This is a genomic window from Alteromonas antoniana, from assembly GCF_019249295.1.
GTDB classification, from domain to species: Bacteria; Pseudomonadota; Gammaproteobacteria; order Enterobacterales; family Alteromonadaceae; genus Alteromonas; species Alteromonas antoniana.
This window is the reverse complement of the sequence record NZ_JAESDH010000003.1, coordinates 43,513-61,988: the sequence shown is the minus strand read 5'-3', so window position 1 is coordinate 61,988 and position 18,476 is coordinate 43,513. Positions and strand designations below refer to the sequence as shown.

Below are 18,476 nucleotides of genomic sequence, written 5' to 3'. Positions count from 1 at the left end.
AGGCACTATTTTTTCTGTCGTTCTTCGTCAGCTAGTTCATCAACGCTTGTGGGCTGTACAACCTCTCTGTGAACACCTTGCCACTCGCCATCATAGTAACCGGTTTTAATGAGCGGCTTTTCCGCATAGGTATCTTTCGTATTGCTGGCGGATTCCAGTCCCACGTCGATCAAAAATTTCACCACACTGATGACGCATTTAACCAGCAAGGTAATCGCTGTGGAAAGAACACTAAGCAGTAATTTCATAATTTCACACTCTCTAAGAACCCTTAAACAATACAGGTTTTACACCAGACATTGAACCGTGGCGCCAGCATGCAGCAACCACGGTTAACTCAAATTTACTCGTCAGTGCGCTGGTGGATTGCAGTACAATGGCTGGATGAAAGTGCTGTCGTAGGCATTTTCCCATGGGAACTGCCCCTTGCTGTCCGGTAACACCAGTTGCCAATATGTCACTTTCTCTAAGCTGTCAGTGTGCTCTGTGTAATACCTAAGTCCTGCACCTGTATGTTCGGACGTTAGTTTGTCATTGCACGGCAGGATCCAGACATCAAAGCCTTTTATTACCTTGTCACTTTTCTGGTTTCCCAATTCACCTGAGCGAATAAGCGTGCAGGTATCATTGATGAGCGTCGCGCACAGAGACGGCTGGAGAGGGACACTCAGAATGATGTCTTTGGAATTGACGAGCGCTTCGCCGACAGAGTAGGTATGCTCTCCCGCAACGGTAATGCAGGAACGGCCGGAATTCTCGATATCGTTTTTAATTTTTTGCATCACATCTTTCATTGTGACTTCGCTCCACTTTTTAAATTGGCCAGTTTCCAGAATACCTTTCCTGAGCGGCCAAGGTTCTTCTCCATCTTCGGTTCCCAGAACATCCATCCTATGTCATTCGGGTTAACAGCCCAGCGAATATTTTCAAGCTCGGGCTTAGATTGGGCAGCAGCCATATCATGGTGCCTGTCGTCCAGCTGGCTCAGCGTTGATACTGGCATGGTAAATCTCCTTTTAGTAATCAATGTAACTATTATATATACATTGCCTGCTTATGTAAATAATTTATTTACATTGAGTTGCATGTTGCTATCCAGGATGGTTGTAAATATAATAATGACAAATTACGTAAAGGTACCGACTCAATGACCGATGGCATGACCAACGATGAAATAGTGGATAAGGTGAAGGAAGTCCTGTCTTTAGATAATGACAACCAATTGGCATTGAAATTGGGGGTAGGGCGCCAGAACATCCGACAGTTTCGTCAAACCAAACGAGTGGGCGTGGCACAACTAATTTTCACTGAGCTGTTAAACAGGCTTGATGAGAAGAAAGTCGATGAGATGTCAGAGTGACTTACACCAATTAGATAACTCGGAATTCAGGTGTAAAAAAAGCACCTCCGCTCGGGTGCTTTGTGTAGTAGTAGGGGTGTTAAAAATCGGCCTCCATTCCATATATGAATAATGCCCTGTCTCCATGAACACATAGTTGTGACTCAACCACATCTTTGAGCTGCTCTATTGTTATTCGTTGCATAATCCCTCCTCTCCCAGCTCAGCTTTGACGGCATCAAGTATTTCATCGTCAGACATGTTGTACTGAGTCTTTAAGAAGCGAACTTGCGCCGACATTCCATTGTCGTTTACGCTCGAAGCGATCTTGCTTGCAGCATCATGGACTATCGAATCCAACGTTTCGCAATCAGCGCCTAATGCGTCAATTTTACTTTCTAACGTGCTCATAGCATGTTCTCCTGGTTGGCCAATTCTACTAAAGCGCTCTGATATTCCGACTTAACTTCAATCCGATATTCGTCAAACGGATAGGGTTCGAACGAATAAGGAATACCCTGCTTTGCCAGTTCGGTAGCCATCAAAATGGCTTTGTCATGCTTCACAATAGTTCCAAACATAGTGGCTCCTACTCGTCTTCCGGATCACCGATAGCGACCAGTACATCGAACCCCTTCTCTGTCAAAGGCCCCAGGTGCGCTTCCAGTGTCGCTGCCAGATCAGATTTTGACTTCATTATTTCGGGTTTCGGAGAGACAGAAATCGACACCGCAATGCCGTTTCTTTGCGTAAATGATGCGTTCTGCATACTATCAAGTTGCTCATCGCCAGAGCGATTCTGAATTTTCAAGCTCATAATATTTACCATCTGTGAAAGGATTGATGTAAATATAATATACCCACCCCTAAATGTAAATATAATATTTACATTGTTCGTATTTAACGGACGTTTTTTAATGATGCCTCGGGCTGGCATCTTTCTTTCGTCCTGTTTCATAGAATAATTTGGGCTTGTTAAAGCATCACCTTGGCAAGGCTGGCGACCCCGGCGCAGGTAGCAGCTACCGCAGATACGATGGCCAGATGTGATTGACGGGAACGAAGAGCTTTTATCGGCATTTGGAGGGTAGCACCAAGTTTGGTGCCTAAATGGCTGAGAATAATGCTTTCCAGGCTGTTAAACGTTTCGCGATGGCCCGGGTTAAGAAAGAAAGCATTCACTTCAACGCCTTCTGGCCGGTTAAACAGTGACGCTATGGGTACCGAAAATGTCCTCGCATGTTCATAAGGACCTGTTCCCTGATTTTTTGTGCAGCGCGTCTCGCGTTCCCACAGTGGGTGGCAATTTGCACTGCAGATCATGTGTAAACTGCATTCATCTATGAGCACAGAAGTGCTGATTTCTTTCAGCCGATGGTCGTCTACTAATGGCAATGCAACCGTTTGGTTGTTATACAACAGGGAGATCTCTATATCGTTTTCTTTTCTCGGGTCAATGTACTTCGGAAACCTTACCAATGCTTTGCCATCGAGTATTGGATCTTTTCTGCTGGCAAGGTGACGTGCGGCATTTAGTAATAGGTCCAAGTTGTTCTCAGCGTCGAATGGCCTTGATCCCGACGTCTTTTTTTTCGGTACCGGGATGTAGGGGAATTGCTCGATATATGAAGCTGGACGAAAATGCGTATTGAACTGTATTTGGGGCGGCTTAATGCTCGGCGTGCGTGCGGGCTTTACTTCCTCAAAGGCAATCCCACCAGCTGGTGGTAGAGAGGTATCTTCCAGGCTTTTTTCTGGCATGTTCCCGGGGATAGGCTCATGCAGAATGGGTGTTGTGTCGGTTTTGTCCAGGTGCCACGTATCGTCCCTATCGAGTCCAAGCCGAGTATCGTTTAATCGGGGCTGTGCGTCCTGCACGCCGAGGCGAGCAGATATAGAAAAGGCCAGCTCCCAGCTGAGCAGTTCATCAAGTCGAAAAGCAATCGTATGTGTGTCTGAAGAGCGCAACCTGGTTGCTAAGCATTTGAACAATGACGACAGTGTTTGGTGCACGACTACTCCTTATCCTACGGCGGTCACGGAGTATATCGAAGATTAATGACAGGAGAAACCGGTCTACAGGTTAGTTATCAGAACAAGATTTAAATTTATAGTTGTACGCCTCCATCTGAATTCGCTCCCGGAGCGTCCGGAAGCATCCAGCGCGGCTCTTACCATCGCAGGACGGATAGTTAACTGATTCTCCGTGCAAGGCATCAAAGAGGTAATTGAGGCTTCCCTCGAAGGGGGCGCTATTTTGCTCGACCCAATTGCGATAGTAACGCCAGTCCTCAAGCAGCTTGCCTTCAGGTTGGGCTATTATATTGTTGGATAGGTGGTCCTCAGGGTTTATCGCTTCGATAAAATCCAGCAATTGTTCCAAGACCACACAGTCATTAGGGTAGGTGATATTTTTGGCCAGTGTAGGCTTTTCACTAACTCCCGGCCAGCTATCGGTTTTCTCCAGATCGCGAATCTGGATTTTGAGTCGAGTGTTTTCAGCCTCAAGCCTCTCAATTTTGTCGGTATCTTTAGTTTCAATTACTTTTTCTGACGCACTATTATTGGCAGATAATAAATCATCGAAAAACACTCCGGCAGCAAACGAGGCGCCTATTGCAGCCAGAAAAAACCAAACACTCTCTATGCGAGATTTTGCTGATTTTGGTTCAGTCATCCAGATGCCTCCATTCACCTCTTTTGAGATATGCAGTATAACAACTGCAGGGGAGGGCGGGCCAAATCTCATTTACCCCCCCTCGAAAGTGGCAAAATATCCCTGAGAAAAATCACGAGTAGGAGATTGGCCAGAGCGGACTTGCTGGGCAATATTTTATCTATTGAGACCGCGCATTTCTTTATTCGCATCTGGTAATGCCTTGTTTCTGGCAAATAATGGAAAACGATTCAAGCCAAATAAGCTGTCAGATATGGTGTCGCGCTAATGTAATATTTGCGGGTATCAATCGTGCAGGCTCTTGTTACCTGTTTAGTCATGCTACGGCTACGACAATGCTTGATAATGGTGCTGATTTGCGTCATTTACAAGAAATGTTAGGTCACGCTGATATTTCCACCACAGAAATCTATGCCCATGTGTCGTGTTCTAAGCTGGCTGAGGTGTATGGTAAGTCACATCCTTCAGCGCTGAGTGAACAGCGACTATTCTGATAAAAAGAAGAGGTAATGCATTTGCATTGCCTCTTCTTTCATATTAAACTGTAACCAAATGTCTGTATATCATATTGAGAGGCTATTATGGCTCAAGTTGCTTTAGAAGCAGAATCTACACTGACAGATCGTTTTCAAACCACAGTGCCTAGTCCTGTTCGTCAGGCATTGCACTTAGGCAAGAAAGACAAAATTAAATACGTTATTCAGTCAGATGGTAGCGTGATTATTTCTCGTGCTCATGTGGCACAAGAAAGTGATCCTGTACTTGGTGAATTTTTGTCGTTTATCGCTAGTGACATGCAAGCTCACCCAGAAAGACTACAACCACTCACCGCAAGTATGCGTGAAAGCGTGGAAGCATTGGTTGAAGGCGTTGAGATAGATTTAGACGCGCCACTAATGGATGAGGATGAATAGTTTTGTCGCAAAGTATTCCAATGGTTGTAAATGGTTGGACACTTTACACTCATCCATTATTTTCAGAGCAATATTTAGAACTAAAAGCCCAGATAGAAGACCTTAAGGAGAAAGATCCTACCGGTTATGTAAATAAAAATGCCACTAAACGGTTAGCGGCTATTCAAAAGCTGATGTTTCAAGTAATCCCACAAGATCCAACCAGTGCAAATTTTCGCCAAGGAAATACCTTAGGAAGTGATAATAAACATTGGTTTAGGGCAAAGTTTTTCCAGCAATATCGCTTATTTTTTCGTTATCACTTGGAGTCAAAAGTCATCGTATATGCATGGGTGAATGACGAGAAGACTAAACGAGCATATGGCAGTAAGGCAGATGCTTACAAAGTATTCAAAAAGATGTTAAAGACAGGTAATCCTCCAGAGGGATGGGATGATCTTTTAAAAGCAGCTAGGGACGAAACGCACTCTCCATAAGCAAACCGCTTGTTTTTCAAAAAGAAAGTAGCCTAGATTTTATTTAAGATTATTTTTTAAGCAGGCACGGTACTATGATCCAGTTATCGGGCGTTTTTATTCCAATGTTCCAATTTTAAATGTTGAATGGGCTTGGAATATGGGATTTTCCACTCTCACGCAGCATTATCTTTCATCCAAGTTGCGTCGACCTTTGTAAACATAATAATTACGTGCACTCTCAAGTCCACAACAATTTGCTGGTGGTGAAAGACGTAGGTAGAGCGTGCCCTCAGTCAGCAAGCCAGCTGTGCGATTTCCGAGGATCATCAAATCTATATGCTCTCAAGGCCACCCTGGAGGACCACAAATAAGATGAAAAGGTTTCATAGGGATCTGGGAGGTCAAGACTTTCCATTTGCGACCGGTATGCATATGAGAACCGCAGGCCAATCGTTTTGAGGTACCGAAGGACATCGCTGTAACGCGGAAAGTTCTGATCAAGCTGATAGGCAATACAGATAGTTTGCCATATGTTTGGAGGCACATCGAAGATACGGTACTCATCATCTGATTCGGATATCATTGAGTCCAGGATATGGGCGTCTATTCCGCATCCCCGGTTTAAGTATTCATAGCTAAAGATGAAATCATCGTGAGCCTTTTTAAAGTGTCGTGAGTTGCTGTGGGTGGCACTTATCTGGCGCTCTTTAAAGGTTTCTCTCCTATCAAAAATAGATTGTTGAAAACGCTGCCAATCAGAATTAGCTTGTTGCTTGAATTTCTTTTTTTTGGCGTCTAACTTTTGGTTCCTGCCCCAGATAAATGAAGGCGGCAGTGACGCAAGTAGGGCACCCTGACCTAATATGAGATAGCTTTGCAACCCTCTCGCTTGCTCCTGACTGGCTGACTCTATGAATACGGGGAGGGAGGGGGTCGTTTCAAAAACCAGTTGCAATTCGTTTTTACCAAGGTGTTCTACTGCTTTCACTGTAGGTGTTTTCAGCTGCCGGAAAACTCTATTCAAGTCTGAGGCCCGGGTTCTGAGCAAGTGTCTCCAGGCATCATCACCTTCTTCTGGTATCTCATAGTCAGGCAGAGGGAGGGGCTTGCCGACAATACCATCCACCAGCGACTCAAAGTTTTTACCAACAGTTGCTTCTCTGTCGGATATTAGTCGTTCACGCTCCGCGGATACCGGTGCCAACAATGCGTCCCTCAATGACTTGCATACGTGAAGTAGCGTCATTCTGCTGCGAGAAAGCACCGCTTTTTCAACAGAATCTTCCGTCCAGGGCTTTGTATGAAGGTCAGACAAGTCAATTTCTATTGTGGTGATGTCAATACGCTGCAGTTTGATAAGCTTCTCCGGGTCCACCTCATGGGTCACTTTCACTTCAAGGTTGAGTCGGAACGGAACGTCTCGATACTTGCTCTGGCAGACAACATCCCCCCTAATCAGAGCTTCGTCACTGGCACCGGTTATGCTGACCTCTGTTAGCGCTTCGGAAATTGGAAAGCCAGCTTTTTCACCAAGGGCATGTGCTTTTTCAAGGAGTAGAGGAATGCCGAAGCTGTCTCGATGTTGTCGTTCTGGCAAAAGGGGGAAGCCTGGCGCCGGGAGCCACGTTTGTTTCATTAAAATCGCTTCGGCAGTACTGTGAAGTCCATAGGCTGAACATTTGCTGGTGGCGGTCTTACCTTTGTGTGCAAAGTGATTGGTAGTGGTTCCTTTATAGAAGCGGGCTACCAGCAAGTCATTGCACTCGGGATTTGGGCATACGCAATTGCAGGCAAGGCCGTTACTTCCTTCTGGTAAGTCGGATATCAGTACTGGTTTGCCAGTGTCCCTATCAAGCCCTACGGGAACTTTCATTGCATCTCCTTACCGGTCCACGCATACTATTGCATCATGTTGTAAATGATGTCGCCATATCCCCAAGTCAATGTCCCGGCTATCGTCATAATGATAGCTACTCCCTTCGTTACAGGAAGCAGCCAGCTAAAAGACTTTATGGCCTCCAGTTCTTCAACCTCCGGATGTGAAGATGTAACGCGAAACGAAAGGTAATCTGCAATAAGGACAAGGACAGTAACAACAGAGCCTGAACGCTGGAACCATATCGCGGGGCTTTCGCATTTTGGTATTAACACACCTGCATACGCGCTAATGGTGAAGATCACGGAGAATGCAACAAGGGCCCACACCCAACACGTTCGTTTAAGCAGCTTTTTCTTGTAATGCTCCAATTATGTCCCCAGCTTTTTCCTTGATTACAGGGCTACATGTCATCCAACACTGAGCCAGATTTACACCATTCATTACGCGCTTTTTCATTGAAAGCCGGCTTTATAAAGCTCAGGTTATTCAACTTAGCTCCAATGTCAAAATATTGCTTTATTTGCAGCTTTTCTTTTTGCGGGATTTGCATGATTTTTTTGATGTCTTTATAGCGGACGTCGCGATTAGCAGCATACAGCACGTTGAAATGAACCTTCTCGATGGCTTCTACCAGGTCGCCACCACACATAGGGCAGCTATCTTTCGGCTTGTCATCAAAATCGACATCCCACCACACTTTTTTGCATTGGTGGATACACGCATATTGCGGCGCAGTGTTTTGGTCAGAAAAAGAAATGTGGTGAGCCGTATCGATGATTCTCATTGGTAAACTACTCAGTCGAAAAGATAATGGTAGGTGTGGGGCCGTGCTCGGCAAAGCACAGACCCACTTGGACCCAAGCTCGGCAAAGTTTGGATCCATGGGCATCTCGACGCTGAAACGCTGAGATACGATGTGCCATGCAATGCGCCAACATTCATGACACTGGTTGTTTAACCACGGAAAACAACAACGCTATATTACAAGGCACTTTGGGAGGTGTCTATCAGGGTCGTGCTCTATTTTTGGCCGCCAGGGGCGTATTGACTTTGCCGACTTTTATAGCCTCTTCCGGATGTAATCCTGACTGAATGTTTCGGAACACAGCCGGACTGGCTTTCAATCCTTTTACGTGGCCATTGAGCTTTACGGTACCATCCAGGGTGACGGCAATACTGTGGTTCTCATATTCTGTGAAATGTTGGACGCGGCTGGTCAGGTAAAAGCTGTGGTTATCATTGTGGCCATAAATCACGCTTTCATTGTCGATAAGCTCGGACCAAACTCGCCAGCAGTCGTTAAGTTCAATCATCCTGGTACCATTCTAAACGGGGAGGGAAGGTTACATACTTACACTACGAATACCTTTGAAGTTCATAGATACCGTAGTGCAGTCGTAACATGGCTCGTAGCCAGTAGGGACCTTCATTAATGACTGGAGATGCTCCTAGTCGAAGGTGTACGTATACGCTATACCCATTGGAAGATATGGTCAAGCAAAGTGGGTGGGTTACCAATATACCGGCAGCTGTTACCAATAATGGTTATCCGCTTTACCAGTTGCCGGTACACGGTTACCAATTAAAACCAAATCTTAGTTCTCCCCAGCGATGATAGTCCTCATCAAAAGGAATTCCCTCTACCTCCGGACTTCTGGCATTAAATGCTGCGGATAGCTGCCACGTTTCCCAGGCCACCCTTATACCAATTGCGGTAGTACGCACGCGCTTTGCGGCATGCTGGGTATACGGAGAGTCAGTAAACATGCCTCCTTCAATTGTTGAGTTTCGTAGAACGGCAGTCTCTTCTGCGGTAGCAAACAAATATGCGCTGGTGGGTGTGCATATTACTTTTAAGAAGCAGTGCTTTGACGGTGGTTCAGGCTTTCTTACAGGTTCTGGCGCGGGCGCCAGGGGATCTAAATCCCCCATTTTAGGGACTTTGGAAATCAGAAACGGGCCATCAAAATACGTTTTCATGTTATACAAAGACACTCTGACATCCAGTCCTGCTGTCGCTCTCATGAATACCGACCCCGCTTCTATGAAAACATAAGGCTGTACATCGGCATATCTGGTGTTTTGGATGCGGTCTTTATTCCACTGCATGAACCGGGGGATGGCAAAGCGGTGTGTATAATTGAACTGCACTGCCGGTTCGGTAGCTATTTGCTTCTCCCAGGTGGGATCATCAAGGTCCCACAACTTGTGCCAGTTCTTTTGCACCTCTTCAGACAGCGATGCTCTGCCCAGCAGGCCTAACTGAAGTTCAAAACGTGTGCTGGAGTCATCAGCATAAAGAGTTTCAACAAAGCGCGAGTAATAGGTATAGCCGGCATATGGCCGGTCCAGTGGCTCAAACTCGTTAAATCTAGCTGTGATTTCGGTCGGCGTGTAAATAAGATTCGCGAAGTGCTGTCCGGCGTTATGCTTGAAAACCTTGAAGTCGTTTTCACTGGTGAAGCAATTGAGAACATTAGCGCGATAATGCAGCTCATAGGCGGTTTGGGGCTTGTCTTCACAACCCTCCGGAGGGGGTTCTTTTGACTCCATGGGAAGGGGATTGCCAATCGGCTTTATTTCACCGTGGGGAAGAGTAGTAGTAGGTAATAAAGAATCGAGAAACGCATAACAATCCTTGTTGTGTCTGTTCTGTCTAAATAGTAGTCAGCAATTTTCAGCATAACCAGTTTTTTTGAATTTAACGCTGCTCCGGTAGATTTGCAGATAATGTACACACAAAAGTAAATGCGTGTAGATTCCTGATGCCAGGGCTAGCCTGGTGTTTCTTCAATTTGATTAAGGTATATATAAGATGAATTTCATTATTATCGCCGGTGTGCTGGCAGCGGTGTCGCTGTTTATCACCCATTTTTGTCTGGATGAAAATGCCACCACGGACGAAGCGGCCCAGCGGCGTCGCAAGAACTGGAAGCGCACCAATACGTTAGTGCTGGTGGTCATAATCGTCGTGTCCGGTTATGAGAAGTTTGAGGCTGAGTCAACTCAGAAGGAACTCGCTAAAATCGAGATATAAAGGGAAGTGCAACAGGAGGTCCGCGACCTCGGGTTCGAAGCACTGGAGCTACTCTTCAAGTTTCAAAACTACCGTTATCATGTTCGTTCGTATATCGAGCTTAGCGAGTTGGAAGGTGATGCCGCGCTGATTCAAAGGGAGAACGGTTGGCTGACTGAAATGAAGTATTCGGATCCACTCCAGAAAGCGGGGCAGATTTTACTAGAACTAAAGAGAGTAGCCCGGGACTTGTCAGCACTTAAGATGAGCAACCAGGAAGAGGTTTCAACGCAAGTGAGCGAATGGACAAGTCTAACGCTCAGCATGGACCTTGAGGATTTGTATAGGCATACCGGGAGCGACCTCGAAAAGCCCAATAACTATGTAGAGCAAACCGCTAAAATTGTCGGCCGAGCTCTGTGGCAAGATTTAGAGGCCGGGCAACGTCGCTCTGATATTTTGAATTGATGTAGCTGGGCGCCGGCTATATGCGGGCGCTCTGTTCCTAAGAGAACTCGATGTCTCTCGTTCCGTGATATTATGCGACCAGGTTAAGACAAGAGAACTCTCAATGTACAAAGTTGTTGGTCAGGGTAAGAAGGCAAGATTATATAAGCTTGATAAAGACGGCGAGCCATTAATAGACCAGGAGGTTATCGACCTCAATGAGATGGTACAACTGGGGGTGACTGACGCCGTTGCGTTATATGAGTTTGCTGACCTTCACAATTCAGGGGTACTTAAGGACAATTGATTTTGTGCTTACCGACTGTAATTTTTCTGTTGAAGGCAGGGTCATCTGGCGTCACTTTGACGTGCGCCGGGACTTGTGTACTTTGGCCTGACATGTATTTTTCGCTGAGACTGTCCACGGTATAGCTGACGCCCAATCTCTCCAAGGCTTCAATGAGTACACTGTCTGCACCACCAGCGCAATCTGGCATCACTTCTCCCGATATTCTATTTACCCTTGCTTTGGCATATAAGCCGTAGCCAATTCGCATTAACTCTCCGGATAACACGAGTTCTCGTAGTGCTTTCCCTGCCTGTTGGTAGGTTGATATCCCCTCAAAGTCAGAGCGCAGAAATACACAATTTTGCGACTTCGCAATTCGCTCTCTTACTCTACTCTTTACGGTCATGCGCGTAGGTTTACCCATTACTCTCGCTGGTGGACGTGATCTCATTGTAATACTTTTCGGCCCTGACACCTCCAGAGGAGGTCAGTCTCCATGCCAGGCTGAGATTGTCAGCGCGGAACTTCTCAATTAATCCATGTTTGGCCAGGGTATGGCAAGACACTCTGAAGTTTCTGTCAGCAATCGTTTTACAGCGACTCTCATTGATCATTGCTAGCAGCTGCATTCCAGGTACCGGCTTCTGGTGACCTTTTTGCAAGAAAACCCAAAGAAGAATTAATATATCCTTTTGAATAGTAGATATGCGCACTTCGCTCTTATTCATGTGCCACCTGAATTATCCTTTCTGACGCTTGAAGGGTCTGCGGGACGGTGTCCACCGCGGAGGCTCCGTTCGCATGGAAAGGCCTATGCTCAAAAGCTCATCGCGCAGAGTATCACTAGTGTCGGGATTCTCAGATTCGTTTAAGGGGGGCGTTTTATTTTGTCGTGGCTTGCGAACATAGGTTGCGGGCGGCTTAGTATAGTGCCTGTTGTAGACCCAGTAGCGGTACGATTGCAGCGTCTCTAGATAGTCTTTTAGTATTTCCGTATACAATTTCCCTTCACTTTCTGCGAAACGTTCTGAGAGTATCTCAATGTCCAGTGCCACAATCCCACAGTTCTTCCTGGTAGGGGAGGTGAGCTCAGCCGGCACTGTGCGACCTCTGTGTGTTAGGTACAAAACAAAAGTGTGTCCCTTTACTTCACTGAGGATGTCGACTTTTATACCCTCGAAAAACGCATCTATCTGTATATTCTCCAGCTGTAGCAATCGACTTTGACATTGCGTGGGGGGCAGGGCGGTGCGGTGTGCAGCAAGTACCGGTGTCCGGAAACGAAGCTGCCCGGTGTCACTGAGTTGGTGCATCATCAATCTCACTGACATAGCAAGTGAATACTCACAGAGTTTCTCAGCCTTTTTGTCGCCCCGGGTATGGTGGGCAAAATGGGGCATCTTGATGTTGCGCTCTGATTTTCTGGCCACCAGGGGGAGTCGGCAACTCGGACAAATACATCCGGCATCAAGTCCGCGCTCAACCTCATCAACTGACACCATTTTCTCATCGGCCAGTCGTAATCCAAAAGGGATAAGGTGAATACTCATGCTCGTTGTGCTCCCGATGACTTGTAAGTCATTTACAATATACTAGTAGCTAGCCCATTTCATGGCTTACCTCGTCCAATTAGGGCAATTATTACATCTAGCTTATAGTGTTTGTCCATATGGTCAAACTAATGAAAATAACCGATGCTAGTGTTCGTACGAACAGTGAGTTTGTTCGTAGCAATAACGTGTAAAAATCAATCCTACGTTAAACATGTACAAAGATGGGTAAAGACAATTTTTGTGATTAAAATATCATTCGTAAGCCGACTTATGCTTTATATTTTATACATGCCCAGCTCGCCTTTTTGTGTTATATTTAAATCATAAGCCCACTAATGAGTAATAAATCATGCAAAAGGTACAGGTTTTCATCAAATCTATTGGGAGATTGGTAAGTGCGGTGCGCTCTGACACCATGGATCAAACCGAACTGGCCGAGCGGACGGGGCTGAGTCGCTCAACAATATCAGCGATGGAGAATGGCCGGCCAGTAAACGTAAAAGCAGTTGTAAGCGTGTTGGAACATTTGGATTTGCTCGATGATTTTCAGGCGCTGGTGGATGACAAACTGGCAGAAAAAAGCCGCCTTTTGTTGCGTAAGTCTCGACAGGGAAATGTGGAATTAGACAATGATTTCTAAAGCGTTTGTATTTATTGATGGGTTAGAAGCATCCCCTGTGGTTTGTGCCAAGATTGCTTACGATCACCGCAATAATTCTTGCCAGTTTGTCTACGGCAAAAGTTACCTGGCACGCAAAGATGCTTTTGCCCTTGACCCGATAAACTTGCCGCTTAGCGAGAACACTTATTCAACCAAGTATGATCACGGACTTTTCGGGGCATTAAATGATGCCGGCGCGGATTCATGGGGTAAGCAAGTTATTCTGTCGTTGCATACTACCAAACCGAAAAATGAATTGGAGTTTTTGCTGGCCGGTTCTGGCATGGGAGTGGGGGCGCTGGTATTCAGTTTATCCAGCACTGGCTCAAAACGTAAACACAGCAAAAACACGTTGGGTGATATTCCGGTATTGCTAAAAGGGAAGGACGCCATCTTAAATGATAAGGAGGTGTCCGATGAGGCAAAAAAGGCCTTCGAGTATGGCTCAAGCATGGGGGGAGCGCGGCCTAAAACTCTCATCAACGACAATGGCATAGCCTATCTGGCAAAATTCAATCGCGATAACGACCTATTTAATACAGTAAGAGTCGAGCACGCCTCAATGCAAATGCTGTCAGAGCTGCCTTGTAGGGTTGCACCGACCCGGGTTTGTGAAACGCAAGACGGCGATGTGTTGCTGGTGGAAAGGTTCGATGTTCAACATGAAAAGCCGATCTGCCACTTTTTGAGTGCCAACTCGATATTCAATACGAAGAAGGTTAACCAGAGTCTCACCACCAGCACATATACTTATGGGTTTCTGGCACAATATATTCTTAAACACGGCTCAGAGCCCAAAGATGCGCACGACCTCTATTATCGCATGGTGTTCAACGCGTACATTGGAAACACTGACGACCACGCCCGCAATCACGCGCTAATGTATATATTCGAATCACAGGGATGGAGACTGACACCAGCATATGATGTATTGCCCATAGGAAACAGCCGCCTTCACGGTATCGGCATGGGGGATGACGGCAGGCATGCGACCGACGAAAATTTACTAAGTCAGTCAGAACGATTTGGCCTTAAACAGTTCAAGGCTAAAAGAATACTTGCTGAAGTTAAGGCGTTGGCGGGCGAGTGGCAACACTACTTTAAGCGTTATGGCGTCACTGACCAGGATATGAATCGGTTAGGCGGGATCATTCCAAACATTAGTTGAACTGCCCGATTAATTGCAAAGGGATAATTGAGGAAATCAAAAAAGCACCCTTCAGGTGCTTTAGGTGTGTTCTCACCGTGATTACGAGTTGACAAAAAACGGGTAGGGCTCTTCCACAGAATGTTCTAACTTAAGAAGGTAAAAAAGCTAATTCATGTGCCACCTTAATTAGCTTTTCGTATCTTTGAGGCCAACTTCCTTACATTGTCGTAGAGTAATAAAGCTTCATACTGCGGCCACTTGGAAGCCGCTGTGAATCGAGAGCAAACCAATCCAACCATAAATAAAGTTTCAGACTGTAGGGAGATTTGTTAGCGTCAGCCAAGCTGTCAGAATACGTAAGTCATTGATATTCATTGTGACCTTGAAATACAAAACAGCTTAGTGTGATACTTTAATACTTAGTATGAACTTTATTACTCTCCTACATACATTCGCTCTAACACTGGCAGTAAAAACGATCCGGTCCACCCCTGCAACCATGCGCGGTGCAGTTGGGTGCGGGCAAAGAGCTTTCTCACTGTTCTGCTTAACGCTTTATCTCCAGTGCATCGACTTTTATACGCCGCAATTCTGATGAATTCACAAATCATCTACTCATCCTTCTTCCAGTAGCCATAAACACACCGAGTACCTTTTCGGCTGCAGTCATGTGTATCCATTAGCCTACCATCGATAACAGCTGCCACGTGCTTTGTTACTTTTACCACCAGCGTGCCAGAGGGGAGGTCACCGGCATTGAGCTTAGTGGTACAGCCCTGGCCAACTTTCATTGTTGGGTACCAGGTAAAGCCGAGCTTAGTCATGTAATCATGAAACCACGGGCTTTTTGTCACTATGCCATTTCTGGCAGATTTGGGGCGTCGCTTTTCAGTCCCCCTGACTTTCTGTGAGGCATTCCCTTCAGCCAGAGTAGCATAGACCTCTTTGTAGGGGGGAGCCGGATGCAATGGCCACAGCCCTGGCTACACAGTCACGCGCTTCCCCGCGGTACCCGGCATCAACTCGGCCGCCGTCGTGATATCGGAACTTCAGTGTGTTCACCCGGGTGTCCCTCCGATTGGGTTTAGTGATAACAATCTAAAGTTCTTCATGAACTGTTCCTGGGTTAATCGCTCTGGCATCATTTGGTCGGTCCATACCCAATAAAAGCGCCCATACTTTTCGCTCATACGAATTCGCTTAATGCACATGAGACGGTCTTCTCTATCGATGTATGCTTCTGGTGCCGGCGTGATGGCCAGATTCATGAAATCAGCACCATTTAACAGGACCGGTTTCTTCCAGGTAATTGCGATCCCTTGCGCCTTGGCAATTTCAGTCAGCAGGTGAGCACGATGGAGGAGCCAGTGTTTGACGGGGGCGCCTGCAGCATCACTCTCTTGCCAAAATGATGTGTCGCCGTCCTTAAGGATGAACTCCGCGTTCCCTGAAAAGTACACCACCAGCAAAATTACTGCTTTCCCGTTCGCAAAATGCATGGTTCTTGTCAGCTCGACAGCGTCACTTCTGGTTTCGTTCGCCTTGTCGAATCCGTTACTTAACATTGTTGCGGCAAGTTTCTTTATTGCCCGAGGCGCAAAGGTGCCATTGTTTAGTTGTTCCATTGAGCTTCCTCAAAGTGATTTTCATAGTGGGTCATGGCCAGTGTCAGATAGAAAGTTTCCTGCTCTTGTTGCTGGGCATGTGCCAGGCTTCGATAATGGTCTGGAAGGGCATCCCGTTTATTGATGGTGTCAACATCAACATCCATCTCAAAGGTTTTACCAGAGTCCAGCTCGCCGCGGATAGTGAACGCGGTATCGGATTTGGCTAGATAACGCTTGGCGCCCGAGTGTTTCCCCATCCACGTCTCAAAACCCTGAAGTTCATCTTTCAGTGAGGCCAGGGTACTTTCCTGAGCGAAGATGGAATAACCATCGGGCACTTGGCGATTGAATTTTTCTATCGCATCGTTCAGCTGGTGGATGGAGCTATTTACGGTCGACTCATCTTCAATGGTCAGTTCGACCACCAGCGCAAAGTACGCAGTGTCATTAGAGACACCATATGTGATTGGGGCAAAAGCGTCATCATCTACCGTACAACCTTTGCAAATGCGCTCAAAGTCATTGGGCGCCAGGCTCGCTTTCGAATGCCCTCCAGCAATGACGTTAAAGTCCTCCAGCAACGTTATCGCCTCTGCATACGTGGCACCGGGCTTCATTACCAGGGTGGCGATGACGAAGGCGCCTTCGGTTATGTCGTTACTGTTGTAGTGGCTGAGCATATTACTTGTGATCATAATGGATTCCTCTTCAAATGCATCCCGGTCGTTAGCCGGGACCTATTTAGGGTTAGTTATACTTACCTTCCTCAATCGCTATGCTTACTCGGCGTGCGATATTCCAAACTGCCTCTTCACTGCTGAGGTATTTTGCGCGAAATACGGTTTTGAACGAGCCCTCTGATTCATCAAGAGCCAGTACCTTCAGGAGATAGCCTTCGCAGTGGCCGCGCTCAGCCACAGCCAGCAGCTTGGTCTGTTCATTTATCTCGTGGTCGAGGTTTTCCCAGCTAGTATTGCCGGCAATGTATTCAGCTGCGTCCAGTGCACTACACTCGAACTCCTCAACACCAATAATTGCCAGGCAACTCTCTATCTGCGCTCGGATTTCACGTGATGTCACGTAGCGGGCGTGCTCAAGCAGACCGGGCTCAGCCGGTTTGTTGCGGCAGATTGATGTGCGGATAACATCCGGAGTAAATGGAGACAGATAAGTCAGCTCCCCACCTTCCGGTACCAGGCTTTCCCAGCCTGCTGTCTTATAGGTGCGCCCAAGAACATCTGTGTTTTCCCACTGGGTGTTACCGTTAATATCCACCAGCGCAAAAACATCAACATCAATCCCGTGCTCAGGATGCTTTTGTGTGGCAATACCATCCAGCATCTTATAAGTGGCTCCGGCGTCATCAACGTATATCTTGTGAAGAGACAAGTCTTTCAAATCGTAACTGTTATTGTGGTTGTCTCTGACCACGGAGGAGATAGTGATTTCGTTGCCTTCCAGGCGAAAGGCATCCACCAGGTTTCTGCAAATAAGCGCTACGGACTCAAGCACAGGAGCATTGCCCAATTTGGCGTAGCTAACAGTGTTACTTTCTTTGGCTAAAAGATATGCTTCACCTGTCTGATTTTCTTTATAGATATCGATAAACAGCGTGATGACATCAGTTATCTGGCAGGAAAACCCGCAAAGCATGTCACTATCATCACCAGTGCTTCCTGGTACCAGCTTCATTCCAAGCTGAGCACCGATCGTCTGAATGTTTGTGATGTTCGAAGTCATATCTACTCCCTGTGATTGCACGTGCAATCTAAAGATGGCAAAAAATAAACCGCAACGCGGATGTATATATAATATATACACAGGGTAAGAGTGTGTCAATCAATTAATTTATTTTGTGCATAAAAAAGCCCGGTAATACCGGGCCGAATTATGATCGTAATTTTTTGTTTAAGGCGTCTCTACAAGATCGGCATAAGGGGATCTTTTTGCTCCCGATGGAATTAAGCAACCAGGATCAATCTCTCTTGCTCTGGCCAGCCATTCATCTGTTAAAGATTTGTCGTAGAAGCGGTAATGAAACGCCGATGAAATCTGGAGGAGGTTACCTCTTATTTCTGTGAATCCGTCTATAGAAGTGTAAACTTTTATCTTTCTGGAATCTCTTTCAAACTTATACCCATGTTGCCCCATGTTCTCCAGTAGGCTGAATGGACTGTCATATTTACCATGAAGGCGACAATAATTTCCGTTCGTGTTGGCGAGCTGGTTTGTTAGATCGTTCACCGCGAGGATGTTGCCATCATCAAGTAGGCTGGTGGTGTTGTGGTTAATTACAAAATAAGCCCGATCATTCCTGAGCATGTAGATACTTTTCGAATTGAAGGTTAAGCCGGCGCTTTTTATTGTGCCTCGTTCTAAGCCAAAAAATTGTACAGTCATAGTTGCCTCGCATAAAAAAGGGCAGACTCATTAAAGTAGGAGATGAGACTGCCCAGTTGATCTGGATGATTCTATGTAACTATAAC

Annotated in this window: 29 protein-coding genes; 9 read left to right on the top strand and 20 right to left on the bottom strand. The window is 46.2% G+C overall.

Translation table 11 applies throughout. The features are described 5' to 3' along the window. Window positions 1-5: 5 nt before the first annotated feature. The 3 genes from JKP77_RS02860 to JKP77_RS02850 all read right to left on the bottom strand — a co-directional run bounded on the left by JKP77_RS02860 (window position 6) and on the right by JKP77_RS02850 (window position 1,003). Complete coding sequence (locus JKP77_RS02860; protein WP_218309712.1) at window positions 6-248, bottom strand: hypothetical protein; 243 nt, start codon at window positions 246-248, stop codon at window positions 6-8. Between the two features lie 102 nt (window positions 249-350). After that, on the bottom strand, window positions 351-794 hold the full coding sequence (locus JKP77_RS02855; protein WP_218309711.1) for a DUF4262 domain-containing protein: 444 nt from the start codon (window positions 792-794) through the stop codon (window positions 351-353). Continuing rightward, complete coding sequence (locus JKP77_RS02850) at window positions 791-1,003, bottom strand: hypothetical protein (RefSeq protein ID WP_218309710.1); 213 nt, start codon at window positions 1,001-1,003, stop codon at window positions 791-793. Before JKP77_RS02850 ends, JKP77_RS02855 begins: the two co-directional genes overlap by 4 nt. A 144-nt stretch (window positions 1,004-1,147) precedes the next feature. On the opposite strand from JKP77_RS02850, the gene JKP77_RS02845 reads away from it, so the two are divergent. Beyond that, window positions 1,148-1,360, top strand: coding sequence for a hypothetical protein (locus tag JKP77_RS02845; RefSeq protein WP_218309709.1), 213 nt, complete (start codon window positions 1,148-1,150; stop codon window positions 1,358-1,360). Between the two features lie 171 nt (window positions 1,361-1,531). Here JKP77_RS02845 and JKP77_RS02840 read toward each other — a convergent pair whose 3' ends face one another. From JKP77_RS02840 to JKP77_RS02820, 5 genes are all read right to left on the bottom strand, one after another. Beyond that, the gene (locus JKP77_RS02840; RefSeq protein WP_218309708.1) at window positions 1,532-1,750 is read right to left on the bottom strand and encodes a hypothetical protein; all 219 of its coding nucleotides are present in this window, start codon (window positions 1,748-1,750) and stop codon (window positions 1,532-1,534) included. Beyond that, window positions 1,747-1,920 carry a hypothetical protein gene (locus JKP77_RS02835; protein ID WP_218309707.1) on the bottom strand — a complete coding sequence of 58 codons (174 nt, stop codon included), beginning with the start codon at window positions 1,918-1,920 and terminating at the stop codon, window positions 1,747-1,749. Before JKP77_RS02835 ends, JKP77_RS02840 begins: the two co-directional genes overlap by 4 nt. A gap of 8 nt (window positions 1,921-1,928) precedes the next feature. Then, entirely contained in the window at window positions 1,929-2,156 is a 228-nt protein-coding gene (locus JKP77_RS02830) for a hypothetical protein (protein ID WP_218309706.1), read from the bottom strand. Between the two features lie 158 nt (window positions 2,157-2,314). Beyond that, a complete protein-coding gene (locus JKP77_RS02825; protein ID WP_218309705.1) occupies window positions 2,315-3,352 on the bottom strand; it encodes a hypothetical protein in 1,038 nt (345 codons plus the stop codon). A 70-nt stretch (window positions 3,353-3,422) separates the two neighbouring features. Further along, complete coding sequence (locus tag JKP77_RS02820; RefSeq protein ID WP_218309704.1) at window positions 3,423-4,016, bottom strand: hypothetical protein; 594 nt, start codon at window positions 4,014-4,016, stop codon at window positions 3,423-3,425. A gap of 218 nt (window positions 4,017-4,234) precedes the next feature. Between JKP77_RS02820 and JKP77_RS02815 the strand changes: the two genes are divergently transcribed. From JKP77_RS02815 to JKP77_RS02805, 3 genes are all read left to right on the top strand, one after another. Beyond that, complete coding sequence (locus JKP77_RS02815) at window positions 4,235-4,510, top strand: tyrosine-type recombinase/integrase (RefSeq protein WP_246601056.1); 276 nt, start codon at window positions 4,235-4,237, stop codon at window positions 4,508-4,510. Window positions 4,511-4,597: 87 nt separating this feature from the next. Continuing rightward, entirely contained in the window at window positions 4,598-4,930 is a 333-nt protein-coding gene (locus JKP77_RS02810; protein ID WP_218309703.1) for a type II toxin-antitoxin system PrlF family antitoxin, read from the top strand. 20 nt (window positions 4,931-4,950) lie between these two features. Continuing rightward, window positions 4,951-5,406: a type II toxin-antitoxin system YhaV family toxin gene (locus tag JKP77_RS02805; RefSeq protein WP_218309932.1), complete on the top strand. Its 456-nt coding sequence runs from the start codon at window positions 4,951-4,953 to the stop codon at window positions 5,404-5,406. Between the two features lie 271 nt (window positions 5,407-5,677). Here the strand turns inward: JKP77_RS02805 and JKP77_RS02800 are convergent, their stop codons facing one another. The 4 genes from JKP77_RS02800 to JKP77_RS02785 form a co-directional block, all read right to left on the bottom strand. Further along, window positions 5,678-7,261 carry a hypothetical protein gene (locus JKP77_RS02800; protein WP_218309702.1) on the bottom strand — a complete coding sequence of 528 codons (1,584 nt, stop codon included), beginning with the start codon at window positions 7,259-7,261 and terminating at the stop codon, window positions 5,678-5,680. A gap of 406 nt (window positions 7,262-7,667) precedes the next feature. Beyond that, complete coding sequence (locus JKP77_RS02795; protein WP_218309701.1) at window positions 7,668-8,150, bottom strand: hypothetical protein; 483 nt, start codon at window positions 8,148-8,150, stop codon at window positions 7,668-7,670. 124 nt (window positions 8,151-8,274) lie between these two features. Further along, window positions 8,275-8,580: a hypothetical protein gene (locus JKP77_RS02790; protein WP_218309700.1), complete on the bottom strand. Its 306-nt coding sequence runs from the start codon at window positions 8,578-8,580 to the stop codon at window positions 8,275-8,277. Between the two features lie 262 nt (window positions 8,581-8,842). After that, on the bottom strand, window positions 8,843-9,820 hold the full coding sequence (locus JKP77_RS02785) for a lipid A deacylase LpxR family protein (protein ID WP_218309699.1): 978 nt from the start codon (window positions 9,818-9,820) through the stop codon (window positions 8,843-8,845). A gap of 262 nt (window positions 9,821-10,082) precedes the next feature. Here JKP77_RS02785 and JKP77_RS02780 point away from each other — a divergent pair, with 262 nt between their 5' ends. From JKP77_RS02780 to JKP77_RS02770, 3 genes are all read left to right on the top strand, one after another. Continuing rightward, complete coding sequence (locus JKP77_RS02780; protein WP_218309698.1) at window positions 10,083-10,304, top strand: hypothetical protein; 222 nt, start codon at window positions 10,083-10,085, stop codon at window positions 10,302-10,304. Window positions 10,305-10,310: 6 nt separating this feature from the next. After that, window positions 10,311-10,751, top strand: a complete 441-nt coding sequence (locus tag JKP77_RS02775; protein WP_218309697.1) for a hypothetical protein — start codon at window positions 10,311-10,313, stop codon at window positions 10,749-10,751. Window positions 10,752-10,854: 103 nt separating this feature from the next. Continuing rightward, the gene (locus JKP77_RS02770) at window positions 10,855-11,037 is read left to right on the top strand and encodes a hypothetical protein (protein WP_218309696.1); all 183 of its coding nucleotides are present in this window, start codon (window positions 10,855-10,857) and stop codon (window positions 11,035-11,037) included. On the opposite strand, the gene JKP77_RS02765 is transcribed toward JKP77_RS02770, so the two are convergent. From JKP77_RS02765 to JKP77_RS02755, 3 genes are all read right to left on the bottom strand, one after another. After that, on the bottom strand, window positions 11,024-11,425 hold the full coding sequence (locus tag JKP77_RS02765) for a DUF6088 family protein (RefSeq protein WP_218309695.1): 402 nt from the start codon (window positions 11,423-11,425) through the stop codon (window positions 11,024-11,026). The genes JKP77_RS02770 and JKP77_RS02765 overlap by 14 nt on opposite strands. 10 nt (window positions 11,426-11,435) lie before the next feature. Then, window positions 11,436-11,648 carry a hypothetical protein gene (locus JKP77_RS02760; RefSeq protein WP_218309694.1) on the bottom strand — a complete coding sequence of 71 codons (213 nt, stop codon included), beginning with the start codon at window positions 11,646-11,648 and terminating at the stop codon, window positions 11,436-11,438. 111 nt (window positions 11,649-11,759) lie between these two features. Continuing rightward, window positions 11,760-12,569 (bottom strand): competence protein CoiA family protein, encoded by an 810-nt coding sequence (locus tag JKP77_RS02755; RefSeq protein ID WP_218309693.1) that lies wholly within the window; start codon window positions 12,567-12,569, stop codon window positions 11,760-11,762. Window positions 12,570-12,921: 352 nt separating this feature from the next. On the opposite strand from JKP77_RS02755, the gene JKP77_RS02750 reads away from it, so the two are divergent. Together JKP77_RS02750 and JKP77_RS02745 are read left to right on the top strand one after the other, a co-directional pair. Further along, a complete protein-coding gene (locus JKP77_RS02750; RefSeq protein WP_218309692.1) occupies window positions 12,922-13,212 on the top strand; it encodes a helix-turn-helix domain-containing protein in 291 nt (96 codons plus the stop codon). Beyond that, on the top strand, window positions 13,202-14,401 hold the full coding sequence (locus JKP77_RS02745) for a type II toxin-antitoxin system HipA family toxin (protein WP_218309691.1): 1,200 nt from the start codon (window positions 13,202-13,204) through the stop codon (window positions 14,399-14,401). The genes JKP77_RS02750 and JKP77_RS02745 overlap by 11 nt, the downstream gene beginning before the upstream one ends. Before the next feature lie 593 nt (window positions 14,402-14,994). Here JKP77_RS02745 and JKP77_RS02740 read toward each other — a convergent pair. The 5 genes from JKP77_RS02740 to JKP77_RS02720 all read right to left on the bottom strand — a co-directional run bounded on the left by JKP77_RS02740 (window position 14,995) and on the right by JKP77_RS02720 (window position 18,390). Further along, entirely contained in the window at window positions 14,995-15,351 is a 357-nt protein-coding gene (locus JKP77_RS02740; protein WP_218309690.1) for a hypothetical protein, read from the bottom strand. Between the two features lie 90 nt (window positions 15,352-15,441). Further along, a complete protein-coding gene (locus tag JKP77_RS02735; protein ID WP_218309689.1) occupies window positions 15,442-16,008 on the bottom strand; it encodes a hypothetical protein in 567 nt (188 codons plus the stop codon). Beyond that, window positions 15,996-16,685, bottom strand: coding sequence for a hypothetical protein (locus tag JKP77_RS02730; protein ID WP_218309688.1), 690 nt, complete (start codon window positions 16,683-16,685; stop codon window positions 15,996-15,998). Before JKP77_RS02730 ends, JKP77_RS02735 begins: the two co-directional genes overlap by 13 nt. A gap of 52 nt (window positions 16,686-16,737) precedes the next feature. After that, complete coding sequence (locus tag JKP77_RS02725; protein WP_218309687.1) at window positions 16,738-17,730, bottom strand: hypothetical protein; 993 nt, start codon at window positions 17,728-17,730, stop codon at window positions 16,738-16,740. 168 nt (window positions 17,731-17,898) lie between these two features. Next, complete coding sequence (locus tag JKP77_RS02720) at window positions 17,899-18,390, bottom strand: hypothetical protein (protein WP_218309686.1); 492 nt, start codon at window positions 18,388-18,390, stop codon at window positions 17,899-17,901. Window positions 18,391-18,476 lie beyond the last annotated feature (86 nt).

Bases quoted from the DNA above. Each gene is read 5' to 3' on its own strand.
- JKP77_RS02735 (WP_218309689.1), bottom strand. From the start codon at position 16,008: ATGGAACAACTAAACAATGGCACCTTTGCGCCTCGGGCAATAAAGAAA.
- JKP77_RS02730 (WP_218309688.1), bottom strand. From the start codon at position 16,685: ATGATCACAAGTAATATGCTCAGCCACTACAACAGTAACGACATAACC.
- JKP77_RS02860 (WP_218309712.1), bottom strand. From the start codon at position 248: ATGAAATTACTGCTTAGTGTTCTTTCCACAGCGATTACCTTGCTGGTT.
- JKP77_RS02745 (WP_218309691.1), top strand. From the start codon at position 13,202: ATGATTTCTAAAGCGTTTGTATTTATTGATGGGTTAGAAGCATCCCCT.
- JKP77_RS02790 (WP_218309700.1), bottom strand. From the start codon at position 8,580: ATGATTGAACTTAACGACTGCTGGCGAGTTTGGTCCGAGCTTATCGAC.
- JKP77_RS02765 (WP_218309695.1), bottom strand. From the start codon at position 11,425: ATGACCGTAAAGAGTAGAGTAAGAGAGCGAATTGCGAAGTCGCAAAAT.
- JKP77_RS02725 (WP_218309687.1), bottom strand. From the start codon at position 17,730: ATGACTTCGAACATCACAAACATTCAGACGATCGGTGCTCAGCTTGGA.
- JKP77_RS02780 (WP_218309698.1), top strand. From the start codon at position 10,083: ATGAATTTCATTATTATCGCCGGTGTGCTGGCAGCGGTGTCGCTGTTT.
- JKP77_RS02795 (WP_218309701.1), bottom strand. From the start codon at position 8,150: ATGGATCCAAACTTTGCCGAGCTTGGGTCCAAGTGGGTCTGTGCTTTG.
- JKP77_RS02755 (WP_218309693.1), bottom strand. From the start codon at position 12,569: ATGAGTATTCACCTTATCCCTTTTGGATTACGACTGGCCGATGAGAAA.
- JKP77_RS02810 (WP_218309703.1), top strand. From the start codon at position 4,598: ATGGCTCAAGTTGCTTTAGAAGCAGAATCTACACTGACAGATCGTTTT.
- JKP77_RS02855 (WP_218309711.1), bottom strand. From the start codon at position 794: ATGAAAGATGTGATGCAAAAAATTAAAAACGATATCGAGAATTCCGGC.
- JKP77_RS02850 (WP_218309710.1), bottom strand. From the start codon at position 1,003: ATGCCAGTATCAACGCTGAGCCAGCTGGACGACAGGCACCATGATATG.
- JKP77_RS02720 (WP_218309686.1), bottom strand. From the start codon at position 18,390: ATGACTGTACAATTTTTTGGCTTAGAACGAGGCACAATAAAAAGCGCC.
- JKP77_RS02760 (WP_218309694.1), bottom strand. From the start codon at position 11,648: ATGCAGCTGCTAGCAATGATCAATGAGAGTCGCTGTAAAACGATTGCT.
- JKP77_RS02820 (WP_218309704.1), bottom strand. From the start codon at position 4,016: ATGACTGAACCAAAATCAGCAAAATCTCGCATAGAGAGTGTTTGGTTT.
- JKP77_RS02835 (WP_218309707.1), bottom strand. From the start codon at position 1,920: ATGTTTGGAACTATTGTGAAGCATGACAAAGCCATTTTGATGGCTACC.
- JKP77_RS02830 (WP_218309706.1), bottom strand. From the start codon at position 2,156: ATGAGCTTGAAAATTCAGAATCGCTCTGGCGATGAGCAACTTGATAGT.
- JKP77_RS02845 (WP_218309709.1), top strand. From the start codon at position 1,148: ATGACCGATGGCATGACCAACGATGAAATAGTGGATAAGGTGAAGGAA.
- JKP77_RS02800 (WP_218309702.1), bottom strand. From the start codon at position 7,261: ATGAAAGTTCCCGTAGGGCTTGATAGGGACACTGGCAAACCAGTACTG.
- JKP77_RS02785 (WP_218309699.1), bottom strand. From the start codon at position 9,820: ATGGAGTCAAAAGAACCCCCTCCGGAGGGTTGTGAAGACAAGCCCCAA.
- JKP77_RS02805 (WP_218309932.1), top strand. From the start codon at position 4,951: ATGGTTGTAAATGGTTGGACACTTTACACTCATCCATTATTTTCAGAG.
- JKP77_RS02840 (WP_218309708.1), bottom strand. From the start codon at position 1,750: ATGAGCACGTTAGAAAGTAAAATTGACGCATTAGGCGCTGATTGCGAA.
- JKP77_RS02750 (WP_218309692.1), top strand. From the start codon at position 12,922: ATGCAAAAGGTACAGGTTTTCATCAAATCTATTGGGAGATTGGTAAGT.
- JKP77_RS02770 (WP_218309696.1), top strand. From the start codon at position 10,855: ATGTACAAAGTTGTTGGTCAGGGTAAGAAGGCAAGATTATATAAGCTT.
- JKP77_RS02815 (WP_246601056.1), top strand. From the start codon at position 4,235: ATGGAAAACGATTCAAGCCAAATAAGCTGTCAGATATGGTGTCGCGCT.